At 61.3% G+C, this 15697-nt stretch carries 18 protein-coding genes; all 18 read left to right on the top strand.

The features are described 5' to 3' along the window. The first annotated feature begins 38 nt into the window (after positions 1-38). On the top strand, positions 39-680 hold the full coding sequence (gene hisG / locus DFR38_RS14915; protein ID WP_059287418.1) for an ATP phosphoribosyltransferase: 642 nt from the start codon (positions 39-41) through the stop codon (positions 678-680). A gap of 17 nt (positions 681-697) precedes the next feature. Continuing rightward, positions 698-1990, top strand: coding sequence for a histidinol dehydrogenase (gene hisD, locus DFR38_RS14910; protein WP_110313578.1), 1293 nt, complete (start codon positions 698-700; stop codon positions 1988-1990). Between the two features lie 206 nt (positions 1991-2196). Continuing rightward, the gene (hisC, locus tag DFR38_RS14905; RefSeq protein ID WP_059286609.1) at positions 2197-3267 is read left to right on the top strand and encodes a histidinol-phosphate transaminase; all 1071 of its coding nucleotides are present in this window, start codon (positions 2197-2199) and stop codon (positions 3265-3267) included. A gap of 4 nt (positions 3268-3271) precedes the next feature. Further along, complete coding sequence (gene hisB, locus DFR38_RS14900) at positions 3272-3865, top strand: imidazoleglycerol-phosphate dehydratase HisB (RefSeq protein ID WP_059286608.1); 594 nt, start codon at positions 3272-3274, stop codon at positions 3863-3865. A 37-nt stretch (positions 3866-3902) separates the two neighbouring features. After that, positions 3903-4544, top strand: a complete 642-nt coding sequence (gene hisH, locus DFR38_RS14895) for an imidazole glycerol phosphate synthase subunit HisH (protein ID WP_059286611.1) — start codon at positions 3903-3905, stop codon at positions 4542-4544. Positions 4545-4563: 19 nt separating this feature from the next. Beyond that, a complete protein-coding gene (hisA, locus tag DFR38_RS14890) occupies positions 4564-5307 on the top strand; it encodes a 1-(5-phosphoribosyl)-5-[(5-phosphoribosylamino)methylideneamino]imidazole-4-carboxamide isomerase (protein WP_059286607.1) in 744 nt (247 codons plus the stop codon). Positions 5308-5369: 62 nt separating this feature from the next. Further along, complete coding sequence (hisF, locus tag DFR38_RS14885) at positions 5370-6137, top strand: imidazole glycerol phosphate synthase subunit HisF (protein ID WP_059286610.1); 768 nt, start codon at positions 5370-5372, stop codon at positions 6135-6137. After that, entirely contained in the window at positions 6134-6526 is a 393-nt protein-coding gene (gene hisI, locus DFR38_RS14880; RefSeq protein WP_059286606.1) for a phosphoribosyl-AMP cyclohydrolase, read from the top strand. The genes hisF and hisI overlap by 4 nt, the downstream gene beginning before the upstream one ends. A gap of 125 nt (positions 6527-6651) precedes the next feature. After that, positions 6652-6972 carry a phosphoribosyl-ATP diphosphatase gene (locus DFR38_RS14875; RefSeq protein WP_059286605.1) on the top strand — a complete coding sequence of 107 codons (321 nt, stop codon included), beginning with the start codon at positions 6652-6654 and terminating at the stop codon, positions 6970-6972. 22 nt (positions 6973-6994) lie between these two features. Further along, complete coding sequence (locus tag DFR38_RS14870) at positions 6995-7318, top strand: histidine triad nucleotide-binding protein (RefSeq protein ID WP_059286604.1); 324 nt, start codon at positions 6995-6997, stop codon at positions 7316-7318. A 58-nt stretch (positions 7319-7376) separates the two neighbouring features. Next, positions 7377-7580 carry a Sec-independent protein translocase subunit TatA gene (gene tatA / locus DFR38_RS14865; protein ID WP_059286603.1) on the top strand — a complete coding sequence of 68 codons (204 nt, stop codon included), beginning with the start codon at positions 7377-7379 and terminating at the stop codon, positions 7578-7580. A 15-nt stretch (positions 7581-7595) separates the two neighbouring features. Beyond that, entirely contained in the window at positions 7596-8108 is a 513-nt protein-coding gene (tatB, locus tag DFR38_RS21900) for a Sec-independent protein translocase protein TatB (protein WP_059286602.1), read from the top strand. Then, positions 8105-8848 carry a twin-arginine translocase subunit TatC gene (gene tatC, locus DFR38_RS14855; RefSeq protein WP_059286601.1) on the top strand — a complete coding sequence of 248 codons (744 nt, stop codon included), beginning with the start codon at positions 8105-8107 and terminating at the stop codon, positions 8846-8848. Before tatB ends, tatC begins: the two co-directional genes overlap by 4 nt. Further along, on the top strand, positions 8845-9192 hold the full coding sequence (locus DFR38_RS14850) for a DUF2069 domain-containing protein (RefSeq protein ID WP_059286600.1): 348 nt from the start codon (positions 8845-8847) through the stop codon (positions 9190-9192). Before tatC ends, DFR38_RS14850 begins: the two co-directional genes overlap by 4 nt. A 230-nt stretch (positions 9193-9422) precedes the next feature. Continuing rightward, positions 9423-11591 carry a type I secretion system permease/ATPase gene (locus DFR38_RS14845; RefSeq protein ID WP_059286599.1) on the top strand — a complete coding sequence of 723 codons (2169 nt, stop codon included), beginning with the start codon at positions 9423-9425 and terminating at the stop codon, positions 11589-11591. Then, positions 11591-13000, top strand: coding sequence for an HlyD family type I secretion periplasmic adaptor subunit (locus DFR38_RS14840; protein ID WP_059286598.1), 1410 nt, complete (start codon positions 11591-11593; stop codon positions 12998-13000). Before DFR38_RS14845 ends, DFR38_RS14840 begins: the two co-directional genes overlap by 1 nt. After that, positions 12997-13605, top strand: coding sequence for a helix-turn-helix transcriptional regulator (locus tag DFR38_RS14835; RefSeq protein ID WP_059286597.1), 609 nt, complete (start codon positions 12997-12999; stop codon positions 13603-13605). Before DFR38_RS14840 ends, DFR38_RS14835 begins: the two co-directional genes overlap by 4 nt. 176 nt (positions 13606-13781) lie before the next feature. Further along, positions 13782-15697: retention module-containing protein (locus DFR38_RS14830; protein ID WP_146215986.1), on the top strand; the 1916-nt coding region annotated here is incomplete at its 3' end.

The raw sequence follows: 15697 nt of genomic DNA, 5'->3' as shown, positions 1-15697 counted from the left end.
GGCGGTTTCCCTTCTTTTCCTATTGCCTGCTTAATATCATGACCCTGACTATTGCCCTGTCCAAAGGGCGCATCTTTGAAGAAACCCTGCCCCTGCTGGCTGCCGCCGGCATTGTTCCGGCGGAAGATCCGGAATCCTCGCGCAAGCTCATCATCGAGACCAATCATGCCGATGTACGGCTGGTGATTGTAAGAGCGTCCGATGTCCCCACCTATGTTCAGTATGGCGCGGCCGACCTGGGCATTGCCGGGCGCGACGTGCTGATCGAACACGGTGGAGATGGCCTGTACCAGCCGCTGGACCTGAATATCGCCAAGTGCAAGATGATGGTGGCGGTGGAAAACGGTTTCGACTACCAGAATGCGGTGCGCCAGGGCGCCCGCCTGAAGGTGGCCACCAAGTACCCGAAAATCGCCCGCGAACACTTTGCCGCCAAGGGCGTGCATGTGGACATCATCAAGCTGTATGGCTCGATGGAACTGGCACCGCTGGTCGGCCTGGCCGATGCCATCGTCGACCTGGTATCCACCGGCGGCACGCTGCGCGCCAACAATCTGGTGGCGGTGGAGCACATCATCGACATCAGCTCGCGGCTGGTGGTGAACCAGGCTGCGCTCAAACTCAAATACGACCGCATCCAGCCGGTGCTGGATGCCTTTGCCTCTGCCGTGCCGGCATAAGGCAGGAACGGAATCCCATGCTGAAACTGTCTTCTACCCAAGCTGATTTCCAGCAGCAGCTGCAAGCCCTGCTGGCTTTTGAAACCGCGCAGGACCCGGCGGTGGACAGCGCGGTTGCCGCCATCTGCGATGACGTCAAGGCGCGTGGCGATGCCGCCGTGCTGGAATACACCAACCGCTTCGACCGCATGCAGGCCAGCACCATGGCCGAGCTCACCCTGTCGCGCGCGCAGCTGGAAGCCGCCTGGCATCGTTTGCCGGCCGAGGTGCAACAGGCACTGAGCGCCGCTGCCGAGCGCGTGCGCCGCTATCATGAAAAGCAGCTGGCCCACTCCTGGAGCTACGAGGACGAAGACGGCACCCTGCTGGGTCAGCAGGTCACGCCGCTGGACCGCGTCGGCATCTATGTGCCGGGCGGCAAGGCGGCCTATCCCAGCTCGGTGCTGATGAACGCCATGCCGGCCAAGGTGGCAGGTGTCGCTGAAATCATCATGGTGGTGCCCACCCCGCAGGGCGAGCGTAACGACCTGGTACTGGCCGCCGCCTTCATCGCCGGCGTGGACAAGGTATTCACCTGTGGCGGCGCCCAGGCGGTGGCCGCGCTGGCCTATGGCACCGAAACCATCCCGCAGGTGGACAAGATCACCGGACCGGGCAATGCCTATGTGGCCGCCGCCAAGCGCCGCGTGTTCGGCGTGGTGGGCATCGACATGGTGGCCGGCCCGTCCGAGATCCTGGTGATCTGCGACGGCAACACCCCGGCCGACTGGATCGCCATGGACCTGTTCAGCCAGGCCGAGCACGACGAAATCGCCCAGGCCATCCTGCTGTGCCCGTCGGCGGAATATATTGCCGAAGTGGAAGCCAGCATTGCCAAGCTGCTGCCCAGCATGCCGCGCCGCGCCATCATCGAAGCCAGCCTGGGCAACCGTGGTGCGCTGATTCAGGTGCGCGACCTGGCAGAAGCCTGCGAGATTGCCAACTACATCGCGCCGGAACATCTGGAATTGTCGGTGAGCGAGCCGGAACAGCAGCTGCCGCTGCTGCGCCACGCCGGTGCCATCTTCATGGGACGGTTCACCTCGGAAAGCCTGGGCGACTACTGTGCCGGACCCAACCATGTGCTGCCCACCAGCCGCACGGCGCGTTTTGCCAGCCCGCTGGGGGTGTACGACTTCCAGAAGCGCTCCAGCCTGATCCGCGTTTCTGCGGCCGGGGCACAAAAGCTGGGCAAGATCGCCAGCGTGCTGGCGCATGGCGAAGGCCTCACCGCCCACGCCCGCGCGGCCGAGCTGCGTCTGGAACCCTGAGCCCGCCCGATCGTTCCGCGTTGAACATGGCCAGACAGTGTCTGGCCATGTTTTTGCCAGCCCGGCCATGGGCGGCGGCGGACATGGCCGGGTAGCCCAAACCGGCCGAACACGGTAGGATAGCCACCTGCTGCGTTGTCCTGACAACGCCCCCTGTTGACCTGCATGGCTGGCCCGGTTGCCATGACCGCTACAGCCCCATCGTGATGACATTGACTGCCAAGCAACTGGTCCGTCCGGAAATCGCCGGAATCAAGGCCTACCATGTATCTGATGCCGCCGGCCTGCTCAAGCTGGACGCCATGGAAAACCCCTATGCCTTGCCGGCCGCCCTGCGCGCCGAACTGGGGCAATGCCTGGCCGAGGTCGCCATCAACCGTTATCCCGATCCGCATGGCGGCGGGCTGAAGGACGAACTGAAGGCGGCGTTTGCCATCCCGGCAGCGGCCAGCGTGCTCTTGGGCAATGGTTCGGACGAAATCATCACCCTGATCGCCCAGGCGCTGGCGCGTCCCGGTGCGGTGATGCTGGCGCTGGAGCCGTCCTTCGTCATGTACCGCATGAACGCGCTGTTCTCCGGCCTGCAGTATGTGGGTGTGCCGCTGCATGCCGATTTCAGCCTGAACCTGCCGGCCTTGCTGGAGGCCATTGCCACCCATCAACCGGCGGTGGTGTTCCTGTCTTATCCCAATAATCCCACCGGCCCGCAGTTCGCCCGCGACCAGGTACTGGCCGTGCTGGATGCCGCACCGGGACTGGTGGTGGTGGACGAGGCCTATCAGGCCTTTGCCAGCGACAGCCTGATGGACCTGGCTGGCAGCCGTCCCAATCTGCTGGTGATGCGCACGCTGTCCAAGCTGGGGCTGGCCGGCCTGCGCCTGGGTTATGCCGCCGGCCCGGCCGAGTGGATGGACGAGCTGGACAAGGTACGCCCGCCCTACAACATCAATGTACTGACCCAGGCCGCCGCCCGTTTTGCGCTGCGCCATCTGGATGTGTTCATGCAGCAGGCGCAAACCCTGTGCGACGAACGCCAGCGCCTGTTGCAGGCGCTGCGCCAGTTTACGGCGACCACCGTTTTTGATTCGCAAGCCAATTTCATCACGCTACGGGTGCCGGATGCCGGTGAGCTGTTTGCATGGCTGAAGAAAAATGGCATCCTGATCAAGAACTTGCATGGCAGCCACCCGCTGCTCGACAACTGCCTGCGCATTACCGTGGGCAGCCCGGAAGAAAACACGGCCGTGCTTGCCGCACTGGGCCGCTACTTTGCCTGAAATCATGAGAACCGCATCCGTTACCCGCAATACCCTGGAAACCCAGATCACCGTCACCATCAATCTGGATGGTCATGGCTGCAGCCATTTCGATACCGGCGTGCCTTTTCTCGATCACATGATGGACCAGATCGCCCGCCATGGCCTGATCGACCTGGACATCGTCGCCAAGGGTGACCTGCACATCGATGCCCACCATACGGTGGAAGACATCGGCATCACCCTGGGCCAGGCTTTTGCCAAGGCCATTGGCGACAAAAAAGGCATCCGCCGCTACGGCCATGCCTACGTGCCGCTGGACGAAGCGCTCAGCCGCGTGGTGATCGACCTCTCCGGTCGTCCCGGCCTGGTGTACAACGTCGATTACACCCGCGCCAGCATCGGCCAGTTCGATGTCGACCTGTTCTCCGAGTTTTTCCATGGCTTCGTCAACCACAGCATGGTGACCCTGCATATCGACAATCTGCGCGGTGTGAACAGCCACCATCAGGCCGAAACCATCTTCAAGGCCTTTGGCCGCGCACTGCGCATGGCCTGTGAAGTGGACGAACGCATGGGTGGTGCCACACCGTCCACCAAGGGCACGCTGACGGCCTGAGCCGCAGGCCATCTCCACCTGAATAGTTAGGGGCATGATGAAAGTCGCAGTAATCGACTATGGCATGGGCAATCTGCACTCGGTGCTCAAGTCCATCCAGGCAGTCAATGAAACCGGGGCGGATATTTTCCTCAGCCGCGACCCGGAAGCCATCGTCAAGGCGGACAAGGTGGTGTTTCCCGGCCAGGGTGCCATGCCGGACTGCATGCGCGAGCTGAACAGCTACGGTCTGGCCGAGGCAGTACGTGAAACCACGCAGACCAAGCCGTTTTTTGGCATCTGCGTGGGTGCGCAGTTGCTTTTCCAGCACAGTGAAGAGGGCGATACCCCCGGACTTGGCTTGTTTCCGGGCAATGTGGTCCGTTTTTCGGCTAACCTGACTGACGCCGCTGGCGAGCGCCTGAAGGTGCCGCACATGGGCTGGAACCGCGTTTACCAGACCGTATCCCATCCGCTGTTTACCGGGATCGAGGATGGCGAGCGTTTCTATTTTGTCCACAGTTACCATTTCGCCCCGGCCGATGCGACGCTGACGCTGGCGGAAAGTGAGTACCCGGACAGGTTTTCCTGTATCGTCGGGCGTGGCAATATCTTTGCGACGCAATTTCATACCGAAAAGAGCCACCGTGCCGGACTTCAGATGATGAAGAACTTCCTGGCATGGGACGGCAGTGTTTAACTTACGTTGATCTAGCACCATGCTGCTTATACCCGCTATCGACCTCAAGGATGGTCAATGCGTACGCCTGAAACAAGGCGTTATGGACGATGCCACCGTGTTCTCTGACGATCCGGTCAAGGTGGCCACTCACTGGCGAGACCAGGGAGCCCGTCGTCTGCATCTGGTTGACCTGAACGGTGCCTTTGCCGGCAAACCCAAGAACCTGAATGTCATCCGCTCGATTCTGCAGGAAGTGGGCGATGACATGCCGGTTCAGCTGGGTGGCGGCATCCGCGATCTGGACACCATCGAAAAATACCTCGACATGGGCCTGTCCTACGTCATCATCGGGACGGCGGCGGTGAAAACCCCCGGCTTCCTGCACGATGCCTGCGATGCCTTCCCCGGTCAGGTGATTGTCGGCCTGGATGCCAAGGATGGCATGGTGGCCATCGATGGCTGGGCCAAGATCACCAATCACAATGTGATTGACCTGGCCAAGCGTTTCGAGGACTACGGCGTCAATTCGGTGATCTACACCGACATCGGCCGCGACGGCATGATGAACGGCGTCAATATCGAAGCCACCGTCAAGCTGGCACAGGCCCTCACCATCCCGGTCATCGCCTCGGGCGGCCTGACCAATCTGGATGATGTGCGCAATCTGTGCGCGGTGGAAGACGAAGGCATCGAAGGCGCCATTACCGGACGGGCCATCTACGAGGGCAGCATCGACTTTGCTGCCGCGCAGACGTTGGCCGACGAACTGTCCGAGGCCTGATCCTGCCTTAAACCCCAGCTTGGCCGAAGACTCTTCGGCCAAGCTTTTTTTGTGTCGTGAACATGACTCTGGCCAAACGCATTATTCCCTGCCTGGACGTGACTGCCGGTCGCGTCGTCAAGGGCGTCAACTTTGTCGGGCTGCGCGATGCCGGCGACCCGGTGGAAATCGCCCGTCGCTACAATGAACAAGGCGCTGACGAACTCACCTTTCTGGACATTACCGCCAGCTCTGACGACCGTGACCTGATCCTGCATGTGATCGAGTCGGTAGCCGAGCAGGTGTTCATCCCGCTGACGGTGGGTGGCGGCGTGCGCAAGGTGGAAGACATCCGTCGCCTGCTCAACGCCGGTGCCGACAAGGTCAGCATCAATACCGCGGCGGTGACCAATCCCGAGCTGGTGCGCGAAGCCGCCGCCAAGTTTGGCAGCCAGTGCATCGTGGTAGCGGTGGACGCCAAGGCGGTCACCCCGGAAAACGACCGCTGGGAAGTGTTTACCCATGGCGGGCGCAACCGTACCGGCATCGATGCCGTGGAATGGGCGCAGAAGATGCAGGAATACGGCGCCGGGGAAATCCTGCTCACCAGCATGGACCGCGATGGCACCAAGATCGGCTTCAACCTGCCGCTGACCCGTGCCGTGTCCGAAGGCGTGGGCATTCCGGTCATCGCCTCCGGCGGGGTGGGCAATCTGCAGCATCTGGTGGATGGCGTAAAGCTGGGCAAGGCTGATGCCGTGCTGGCTGCCAGCATTTTCCATTTCAGCGAATACACCGTGCGCGAGGCCAAACAGGCCATGCGTGACGCAGGCATCGAGGTAAGGCTATGAGCCACTGGCTGGATGAAGTCAAATGGGATGCCCAGGGCCTGGTGACCGCCATTGCCCAGGACAGCGCCACCGGCCGCGTGCTGATGGTGGCCTGGATGAACCGCGAGAGCCTGCAACTGACCGCCGACACCGGCATTGCCCACTACTGGAGCCGTTCACGGCAGAAACTGTGGAAGAAGGGTGAGGAGTCCGGCCATCTGCAAACCGTACAGGAACTGCGACTGGACTGTGACGGCGACGTGGTGGTGATGCAGATCCAGCAAGCCGGCGGCATTGCCTGCCATACCGGCCGCGAAAGCTGCTTCTATCGCCGTTTTGAAAATGGCGGCTGGACGGTGGTGGATGCCGTGCTCAAAGACCCGGACGCCATTTACCAGCACAAGCATTGAGTTGCGCCGTGTCAAACGGCTGCCATCCGCAGCCCTTACAATGGCAGGTCGCCTTCGGGCGCTAACGGCCGATGTGTGAATCGGCCTATACTTGCCGAATTCCCAGTATGCAAAGGTGAAGCATCATGACCTTCGATGTGCTCAAGACTGTAGCCGATACCCTGGAAGCCCGACGCGAAGCGAGCCCCCAGTCCTCCTATGTGGCCTCGCTGTTTCACAAGGGTGAAGACGCCATTCTGAAAAAAGTGGCAGAAGAGGCGGCTGAAACCATCATGGCCTCCAAGGACAAGGACAAGCTGCATCTGGTGCGCGAAGTGGCCGACCTGTGGTTTCACACCATGGTCTTGCTGGCTTATCATGGCCTGCGCCCGGAAGATGTGCTGATGGAGCTGCATCGCCGTGAAGGCATTTCCGGCATCGACGAAAAAGCCTCCCGTCCTTCCTGAACCATTCGTACAGGACCAAGCAATGAGTGACTGCATTTTCTGCAAGATCGCCGCAGGGGACATCCCTTGCAACAAGATTTACGAAGACGCCGATGTCGTCGCCTTTCATGACATCCGCCCGATTGCGCCGGTGCATTTCCTGATCATTCCCAAGCTGCATGTGGCCTCGCTGGCCGACTGTGGCCCGGAACACGAAGCCTTGCTGGGCCGCATCATGGGCCTGGTGCCGAAGCTGGCAGCAGAGCAGGGCATGAGCGCCGGCTTCAAGACCGGCATCAATACCGGGCGTGGCGGCGGCCAGGAAGTGTTCCACCTGCATGTGCATGTTTTCGGCCACAAGGGCTGAACGGTTTTGACGGTGCGCCGCTTGCCGGCGCGCCAGACTATTTGGAAAGGAAGTGGCAATGGGTTCTTTCAGTATCTGGCACTGGCTGGTGGTGCTGTTGATCGTGGTGCTGATTTTCGGCACCAAAAAACTGAAAAACGTGGGTGAAGACCTGGGCGGCGCGGTGCGTGGCTTCAAGGAAGGCATGAAGGGCGAGAACGACAAGGCCGACAAGCCTGCCGAAACCGGCCGCATCATCGACAACGAATCCGACAAGAAATAACCCACAGGGCGCGCCGTGTTCGATATCAGTTTTGGTGAGATCCTCCTGATCGGCATCGTGGCCCTGGTGGTGCTGGGGCCGGAGCGGCTGCCCACCGTGGCCCGCACCCTGGGGGCGCTGGTGGCGCGCGCCCAGCGTTTTGTTGCCAGCGTCAAGGCCGACATCCATCAGCAGGCCAATCTGAGCGGGCTGGATGGCCTGCGCAATGATATCCAGGATGCGGCCAACAGCTTCAAGTCGCAGATGGAGGCCGAGGTGCAAGGTGTGCGCCAGGTGATGGCCGAGCAGTCCGCCCAGTTGCAGCAGCTGTCCGGCGAGGCCAGTGCGCCCTTTGCCGAGGCCGAACGCAGCATTCATGGCGCGCTCGATCTGCAGGCCCCTGCCGCGCCGGCTGCCGTGGCGTCGGCACTGGTGGTGGAAAACAGTGCGGCCGAACCGCCCGTACGCGACGAAAACCAGCTCGACCTGTTTGATGATCTTCCCCCGGCTGCTGCGCAGCCTGCTACCGAATCCCGCCCTCACGCATGAACGAACAACCTCTGCTTGCCCACCTGCTGGAATTGCGTACACGGCTGGTGCGCGCCATTCTGGGACTGCTGCTGGTGTTTCTCGGCCTGTTTCACTGGTCTGGTGACATCTACCACCTGCTGGCCAAGCCGCTGCTGGATGCGCTGCCCAATGGCGGCAGCATGATCGCCACCGAAGTCACCGCCACCTTTTTCGTGCCGATGAAGCTCACCATGCTGGTGGCCTTCCTCATCTCGCTGCCCAATACCCTGTACCAGATCTGGGCCTTTGTCGCTCCCGGCCTGTACAGCCATGAAAAGAAGCTGATCCTGCCCTTGGTGGTGGCCAGCGTGCTGCTGTTTTTGCTGGGGATGTGCTTTGCCTATTTCCTGGTGTTTCCGGTGGCGTTTCATTTCTTTTCCATGATGACGCCCAGCGGGGTGAGCATGATGACGGACATCGACAAGTATTTGTCCTTCGTCATGGGCATGTTCCTGGCCTTTGGCGTCACCTTTGAAGTCCCCATCATCGTCATCGTGCTGGTGCGCATGGGGGTGGTGTCGGTGGCCAAGCTGCGCGAGGGCCGGCCTTATGTCATCGTCGGTGCCTTTGTGGTGGCCGCCGTGGTGACGCCCCCCGATGTGCTGTCGCAAACCATGCTGGCGGTGCCGCTATGGTTGCTGTACGAAGCAGGCATCATCATGGCTGCATGCATGACGCGTCCCGCGTCGGCCGAACCCGCCGGAAATCAGGAAAAATGAACCGCAAACTGTTTCACTATGGAGCCACCGCCAGTCTGGTGGCGCTGATTCTGCTGACCCTGGCCTGGGAGCTGTGGCTGGCGCCGCTGCGGCCGGGTGGCTCGTTTCTGGCACTGAAAGCGGTGCTGCTGCTGGCGCCGCTGATGGGCATCCTGAAAGAGCGGCTGTATACCTATCAGTGGTCCAGCATGTTCATTCTGGCTTTCTTTACCGAAGGCATCATGCGCAGCTGGGCGGACCACGGCCTGTCGCAGACGCTGGCCCTGTGCGAGGTGGCGATCAGCGTGGTGTTTTTTGCCTGCGTGCTGGGCTTTGCCCGAACTTTCAAACGCCCGGCACATTGAGCGCTTGCTGCGGTAATTGATCGAAAACCTGTCTTTAATGGCAGGTTTTTGTTTTTAGCGGCGGATTTTAATAAAGTGATGAAAGTCCGCAGAGAATTTTCTGTTTTTTTTAATCAATTATTTTAATTAATTGAAAGAATTTGCCGATATAAAAGCTTCCATTAGAATGTCGGCATTAACGGCGACCCGCTCAACAGTCGCCAACAACAAAAGCATATTGAGGGCAGCGCATGCATTCCCCTTCCCCGGAACCGCAACATAGCTCCATTCCCCTGCAGGCAACCCATCTGGATCCCTTGCTGGACTGCCTGTTCGCGCTGGCGCGATCCTATGGCATCAATGCCACCCGCGAGTCGCTGGTGGCGGGTATTCCCCTGATCAACAACCGGCTGAATCCCTCGATGTTTTCGCGCTCGGCGCGGCGCATCGGCCTGACTTCACGCGTGGTGCGCCAGCCGCTGGACAAGCTGCGCGAGCAGCTGCTGCCAGCCGTGCTGCTGTTGCACGGCGACGAGGCCTGCATTCTGCGCGGCATCGATCGCGAAAGCGGCATGGCGCGGGTGAGCTTTGCCGAGCTGACCGAAGCGGAAACCAGCATCCCGCTGGCTGATCTGGCGGAGAAATATGCTGGTCTGGCCATTTTCGTGCGGCCGCGCTTCAATTTCGAACGCCGCGCGCCCGAGCTGGGTGATATCCGTTCGCGCCACTGGTTCTGGCAGACGGTTTATGGTGGCCTGCCGCTGTATCGCGATTCGATGATTGCCGCCTTGCTGATCAATCTGTTTGCGCTGGTCATTCCACTGGTGTCGATGAATGTCTACGACCGGGTGGTGCCCAATATGGCGACCGAAACGCTATGGGTACTGGCCATTGGCGGTCTCCTGGCGCTGATTTTCGATTTCCTGCTGAAAATGACCCGCGCTTATCTGATCGATCTGGCCAGCAAGCGGGTGGACGTGACCCTGTCCAGCCTGATCATGGAACGGGTGCTGGGCATTCGCATGGAAGCGCGGCCGGCCTCGGTCGGGGCGTTTTCGTCCAATTTGCGCGCCTTTGAAACGGTGCGCGATTTCATCGCCTCGGCCTCCATTACCGCGCTGATCGACCTGCCCTTCGTGCTGATCTTCCTGCTGGCCATCCTGTGGGTGTCGCCGCTGCTGACCTTGCCGGTGGTGGTGGGCGGGCTGCTGATGATCGTGTTTGCCTTGCTGATCCAGGAAAAGATGAAGGAGCTGACCGAGGCCACCCTGCGTGCCTCGGCCCAGCGCAATGCCCAGCTGGTGGAGAACCTGGCCGGCCTGGAAACCATCAAGATCCTGGCGGCGGAAGGCCAGCAGCAGGGGCATTGGGAACAGGGCACGCTGTATCTGGCCCAGGTGGGCGCGCGGCTGAAGCTGCTGGCCACCTCGGCCAATACCTTTGCCGGCTTCATCACCCAGCTGGTATCCATCGTGATGCTGGTGCTGGGGGTGTACCAGATCATGGACGGCAATACCTCGCAGGGCGGGGTGATTGCGGCGGTGATGCTGTCCGGCCGTGCCATGGCACCGCTAGGCCAGCTGGTGGGGCTGCTGACGCAGTACCACAATGCCAAGACCTCGCTGTCTTCGCTGGACGGTTTCATGAAGATGCCGGTGGAGCGCGAACAGGATGCCAATTTCTTCCATCGCACCAGTTTTCAGGGGGAGATCGAATTCCGCAATGTGTCGTTCAGCTACCCGGACAATCCGCAGGTGGCACTGCGCAATGTGTCGTTCAAGATCAGGGCGGGCGAGCGGGTGGCGATCATCGGCCGTGTCGGCTCCGGCAAGAGCACCCTGCAAAAGCTGATTCTTGGCCTGTTCCGGCCGACGGAGGGCTCGGTGCGGGTGGACGGTATCGATATCAACCAGATCGATCCGGCCGAGTTGCGCCGCCATATCGGTTATGTGCCGCAGGATTCGGTACTGTTCTATGGCACCTTGCGCCAGAACATCGCCATGGGCGCACCGCATGCACACGATGCCAGCATTGCCGCCGCGGCCGAGCTGGCTGGCCTGGCCGAGTTCATCAACGGCCACCCGCAAGGCTTTGACATGATCATCGGCGAGCGTGGCGACTCGCTGTCCGGCGGCCAGCGCAAGGCTGTCACCATCGCCCGTGCCTTGCTGAATGCGCCGCCCATCCTGCTGATGGACGAACCGACCAGCAATATGGACAACAGCACCGAAAACCAGATCAAGCAGACGCTGGTCAAGGTCATGGCCGGCAAGACCATGATCATGGTCACCCACCACAATTCATTGCTGGAGCTGGCCGACCGCCTGATCGTGATCGACAACGGCGCCATTGTCGCCGACGGGGAAAAGGCCGCGGTGATCCAGGCCCTGCAGCAGGGCCAGGTAGGGAGGGCGAACTGATGAAAACGACCTGGAAGCAAAGGCTGCAAGGCTGGATAGTGCGCGGTCAGGACAAAACCGCGCCCTACTGGGACAAGCTGATGGACTGGGCCGCCGCGCGCGACCTGCAAGACCGGCTGGACTTCGCCACCGATGGCGACTGGGCCATTCTGGAACAAAATCCGGGGCGGCCGCGGGTGTTTGTCTGGACCATGCTGGCCTTGCTGCTGGTGGCCCTGCTATGGGCGGCATTCTCGCAAATCGATGAAGTGGCCCGCGGTGAGGGCAAGGTGGTGCCGGTTTCGCAAAACCAGCATATCCAGAGCCTGGATGGCGGCGTGGTGTCGAAGATTCTGGTGAAGGAAGGCCAGATCGTGCAAAAAGGCCAGCTGCTGCTGAATATCGACAATACCCGCTTTGTTTCCTCGCTCAACGAAAACCAGGCGCAATACCTGTCCCTGCTGGGCAAGGCGGCGCGGCTGCGTGCCATCGCCAATAATGTGCCGTTCGAGCTGCCCAAGGAAGTCACCACGCAAGCGCCCGATGTGGCCAAGCAGGAAATGGATCTTTACCTGACCAAGCGCCGCGAACTGGAGGCTACGGTATCCATTGCCCGCCAGGAAGTGACCCAGCGTACCCAGGAATTGAGTGAGGTGCGTGCCCGTTACGAACAGGCACAGCAAGGCTTGCAACTGACCCAGCGTGAACTGGCGGTGACCAAGCCGCTGAGGGAGTCCGGCGCGGTGTCCGATGTCGACCTGCTGCGCCTGCAGCGCGATGTATCGCGCTATCAGGGGGACCGCGACATGGCTGCGGCGCAGATCCCCAAGCTGCAATCCGCCATCAGCGAGGCCAATCACAAAATCCAGGAAGTGGAACTGAATTTCCGCAATCAGGCCAGCGCCGATCTGTCCGACACCATGGGCAAGATCAACAGCCTGTCCGCCGGCAGTTCCGGCCTGGCCGACAAGGTGAAGCTGTCCGAGGTACGCTCGCCGGTGAAGGGCGAGGTCAAGCGCCTGTTCGTCAACACCATCGGTGGTGTGGTGCAGCCGGGCAAGGACATTCTGGAAATCGTGCCGCTGGAAGATTCGCTGATGATCGAAACCCGCGTTTCGCCGCGCGACATCGCCTTTCTGCGCCCCGGCCAGCGCGCCATGGTGCGCTTTACCGCCTATGACTACACGGTATATGGCGGCATGGAGGGCAGCTTGCAGGAAATCGGCGCCGACACGGTGACCGATGACAAGGGCAATGCCTTTTATATCGTCAAGGTCCGAACCAAACAGGGAGCGCTGGGCGAAAAACACCTGCCCATCATTCCGGGCATGGTGGCCCAGGTGGACATCATGACCGGCAAGAAGAGCATTCTTTCCTATCTGTTGAAACCGGTGCTGCGCGCCAAGGCAGAGGCTTTGACCGAACGATGAGCGACAGTGTGATCCTGATTACCGCCAGCCCGGCGCTGGCCGACTACTGGGCCGACAGCCTGGGCCTGCAAGATGCCGTGCGCCTGGCTGATCTGGCCGCGCTCAACCGCCATGGCGTGGCCGCCGACAGCCTGGTGCTGGTTGATCTGGCCCAGCAACACGTGGAGGAGCAGGACATCGTCCAGGCCTGCCGCCATTGCCGGGTACTGGCCTTGTCCTCGCAGCCCAGCGATGCGGAAGGTTTGTACTGGCTGCAATGTGGCGCGGTGGGCTATGCCCATGCCATGAGTACGGGCGACCTGCTGCAACAGATGTTCGAGACCGTCGCCGCAGGTGGTACCTGGGTAGGCCGCAGCATCATGCAGCAATTGTGTGCCCGTTTTGGCAGCCGCCTGCCGGTGACGCCGGCATCGCCACTGGCCGCCAAATTGTCCGAGCGCGAACTGGCGGTGGTGGAGGCGCTGCGCCAGGGCAAGGCCAACAAGGAGATTGCCCGCTTGCTGGATATTTCCGAGCGCACGGTCAAGGCGCACCTGACCTCGGTATTCCAGAAATTCGGCGTGGAAGACCGCCTGCAACTGCTGCTCAAGCTCACCGGCGGTTAGTCCTGTCGCCATCAGCCTGCACAGCCGCCGCGCCGCCCTGGTACGGCGGCTTTGATTTTTTACAGAGCTAAGAAATTTCTGAAAATAATTAGGAAATTGCCCTTCGGTACAATAGGTTTTTCCCGGCTGTCTGACTAATCTGGGCGCAATACTTATTGCGTCTTCAGGAGTCAGTCATGAATGCCCCCGCGATCCAAGGTCAGGTTGTTGCCATCCACGGTATTGTCAAAGTCATCGATGCCCAAGGGCACGAGCGCATTCTCAAGGCTGGCGACATCATTCAGCCAGGCGAGCATGTCGTGCTGCTGGATGGTGCCACACTGACCGTCTCCCGCGCCGGTGGCGACAGCATCACGGTGGATGGCCCGCGTGATCTGGCACTGACTGACGAAACCCTCACGCCGCAAAGCACCGACAAGAGCGAGGCCGCCGTGGCCAAGCTGGCCCCGGAAGCGCAACAAGTATTGGCCGCCCTGGAAAATGGCCAGGATCCGCTGGCGCAGCTCGACTCCGCTGCTGCCGGTCTGAACGCAGGCGGTGCCACCGATGAAGGCAGCCACAGCTTTGTCCGCCTGGTGCGCATCAGCGAAACCCTCAACAGCCTCAGCCTGGACAATAACGCCACGGCCGAAGTCGTTGTGCCCACCGTACAGGGCGAGACCTTCAGCACCACACCTGCGCAAGCGCTTACGGCTACCACGCCCATCAGCGTTTCCATCGAGAACATCAGCGCCACCAATAATGCCACCCCCACCATCCACGGTACCGGCATTCCCGGCCTGACCGTCGTGGTGAGCAATGCCGCCGGCACCGTTATCGGCAGCGCGGTCGTGGGAAGCGACGGCAACTGGCAGCTGACGCCGTCGTCGAAGCTGCCGGATGGCACCGACACCCTGATTGCCACCAGCACCAATGCGGCCGGTTCTTCCGCCAGCGCCACCGGTACCGCCATCATCGATACCACGCCGCCGGCCACGCCGACGGTGACCATCGCCGAACATAATGATCCCAACGGCGTGATTGGCGCTGGCGATCTGGTCAACGGCAAGGTGGAAGCCACCGTCAAGCTGGATGCCGCTGATCTGGCCAAGAACGGCAGTGCCACCATCGTGGTCAACGATGGCGGCCATACCACCACGCTGGTGGTGCATAGCGATGGCAGCGTGACCGGTGCCGATGGCACGGTCAGCGGCAGTTACAACAATGGCACCGTCACCATCAGCATGACGCCGCCGGCACAGGACGCCGCCGTCACCATCACCGCCACCCAGACTGATGCCGTGGGCAATACCTCCGGCCAGGGTAAAGACAGCGGTACGCTGGATACCACCGCCCCGTCGGCACCGACCGTGGTCATCGCCACCGATGCCAACCACGACGGCTACATCAACAAGGCCGAGCAGGGCAGTGCGACGACGGATACCGTCAACATCGGCCTGCCGGCAGATGCCAAGGCAGGCGATACGCTGAACGTCACCATCAATGGCGTGGCGCAAGCTGGTCATGTGCTGACCGCTGCTGAAATTACTGCAGGTCAGGTCGTTCTCACCCCGGCTGCCCCGGGAGATGGTGCAACGCTGACGGTGACTGCCTCCATCACCGATCCGGCAGGCAATACCTCGGCCACCGGCACTAACAGCGCCAAGCTCGACCTGAGCGCCACCATCACCATCAGCAGTGATGGCAGTGGCAGCGATCATGTCTATAACAGCAGCGAAAGCGGCGCCGCCGTGGTCAGCGGCAGCACCACGGGCGTGGAAGCCGGCCAGACTGTCACCGTCACCTTCACCGACAGCGCCAACCACGTGGTCACCACCACGGCGACCGTGGCAGCCAATGGCAGCTGGACCGTTCCGGCCAGCAGCCTGAGCGGCCTGGTGGATGGCCCGGTGACCGTGAAAGCCACGGTCAGCGATGTGGCCGGCAATACCGCCAGCGCCAGCAATACCGACAGCAAGGATACGGTGGCCACCATTGCCATCAGCAGTGATGGCAGTGGCAGCGATCACGTCTACAACAAGACCGAAAGCGGCGCGGTGGTGGTCAGCGGCAGCACCACGGGGGTGGAAGCCGGCCAGACCGTCACCGTCAC

The sequence above is a fragment of the Aquitalea magnusonii genome (assembly GCF_003202035.1).
GTDB classification, from domain to species: domain Bacteria; phylum Pseudomonadota; class Gammaproteobacteria; order Burkholderiales; family Chromobacteriaceae; genus Aquitalea; species Aquitalea magnusonii.
The sequence above is the reverse complement of the archived record's forward strand: the minus strand, read 5'-3'. Positions and strand labels throughout refer to the sequence as shown.

What these genes read in the sequence shown, in the direction of transcription:
- DFR38_RS14835 (WP_059286597.1), top strand. Translation starts at nt 12,997, where the DNA reads ATGAGCGACAGTGTGATCCTGATTACCGCCAGCCCGGCGCTGGCCGAC.
- DFR38_RS14850 (WP_059286600.1), top strand. Translation starts at nt 8,845, where the DNA reads ATGAACCGCAAACTGTTTCACTATGGAGCCACCGCCAGTCTGGTGGCG.
- hisH (WP_059286611.1), top strand. Translation starts at nt 3,903, where the DNA reads ATGAAAGTCGCAGTAATCGACTATGGCATGGGCAATCTGCACTCGGTG.
- tatC (WP_059286601.1), top strand. Translation starts at nt 8,105, where the DNA reads ATGAACGAACAACCTCTGCTTGCCCACCTGCTGGAATTGCGTACACGG.
- hisB (WP_059286608.1), top strand. Translation starts at nt 3,272, where the DNA reads ATGAGAACCGCATCCGTTACCCGCAATACCCTGGAAACCCAGATCACC.
- tatA (WP_059286603.1), top strand. Translation starts at nt 7,377, where the DNA reads ATGGGTTCTTTCAGTATCTGGCACTGGCTGGTGGTGCTGTTGATCGTG.
- hisI (WP_059286606.1), top strand. Translation starts at nt 6,134, where the DNA reads ATGAGCCACTGGCTGGATGAAGTCAAATGGGATGCCCAGGGCCTGGTG.
- hisF (WP_059286610.1), top strand. Translation starts at nt 5,370, where the DNA reads ATGACTCTGGCCAAACGCATTATTCCCTGCCTGGACGTGACTGCCGGT.
- DFR38_RS14840 (WP_059286598.1), top strand. Translation starts at nt 11,591, where the DNA reads ATGAAAACGACCTGGAAGCAAAGGCTGCAAGGCTGGATAGTGCGCGGT.
- DFR38_RS14875 (WP_059286605.1), top strand. Translation starts at nt 6,652, where the DNA reads ATGACCTTCGATGTGCTCAAGACTGTAGCCGATACCCTGGAAGCCCGA.
- hisG (WP_059287418.1), top strand. Translation starts at nt 39, where the DNA reads ATGACCCTGACTATTGCCCTGTCCAAAGGGCGCATCTTTGAAGAAACC.
- hisD (WP_110313578.1), top strand. Translation starts at nt 698, where the DNA reads ATGCTGAAACTGTCTTCTACCCAAGCTGATTTCCAGCAGCAGCTGCAA.
- hisA (WP_059286607.1), top strand. Translation starts at nt 4,564, where the DNA reads ATGCTGCTTATACCCGCTATCGACCTCAAGGATGGTCAATGCGTACGC.
- DFR38_RS14845 (WP_059286599.1), top strand. Translation starts at nt 9,423, where the DNA reads ATGCATTCCCCTTCCCCGGAACCGCAACATAGCTCCATTCCCCTGCAG.
- hisC (WP_059286609.1), top strand. Translation starts at nt 2,197, where the DNA reads ATGACATTGACTGCCAAGCAACTGGTCCGTCCGGAAATCGCCGGAATC.
- DFR38_RS14870 (WP_059286604.1), top strand. Translation starts at nt 6,995, where the DNA reads ATGAGTGACTGCATTTTCTGCAAGATCGCCGCAGGGGACATCCCTTGC.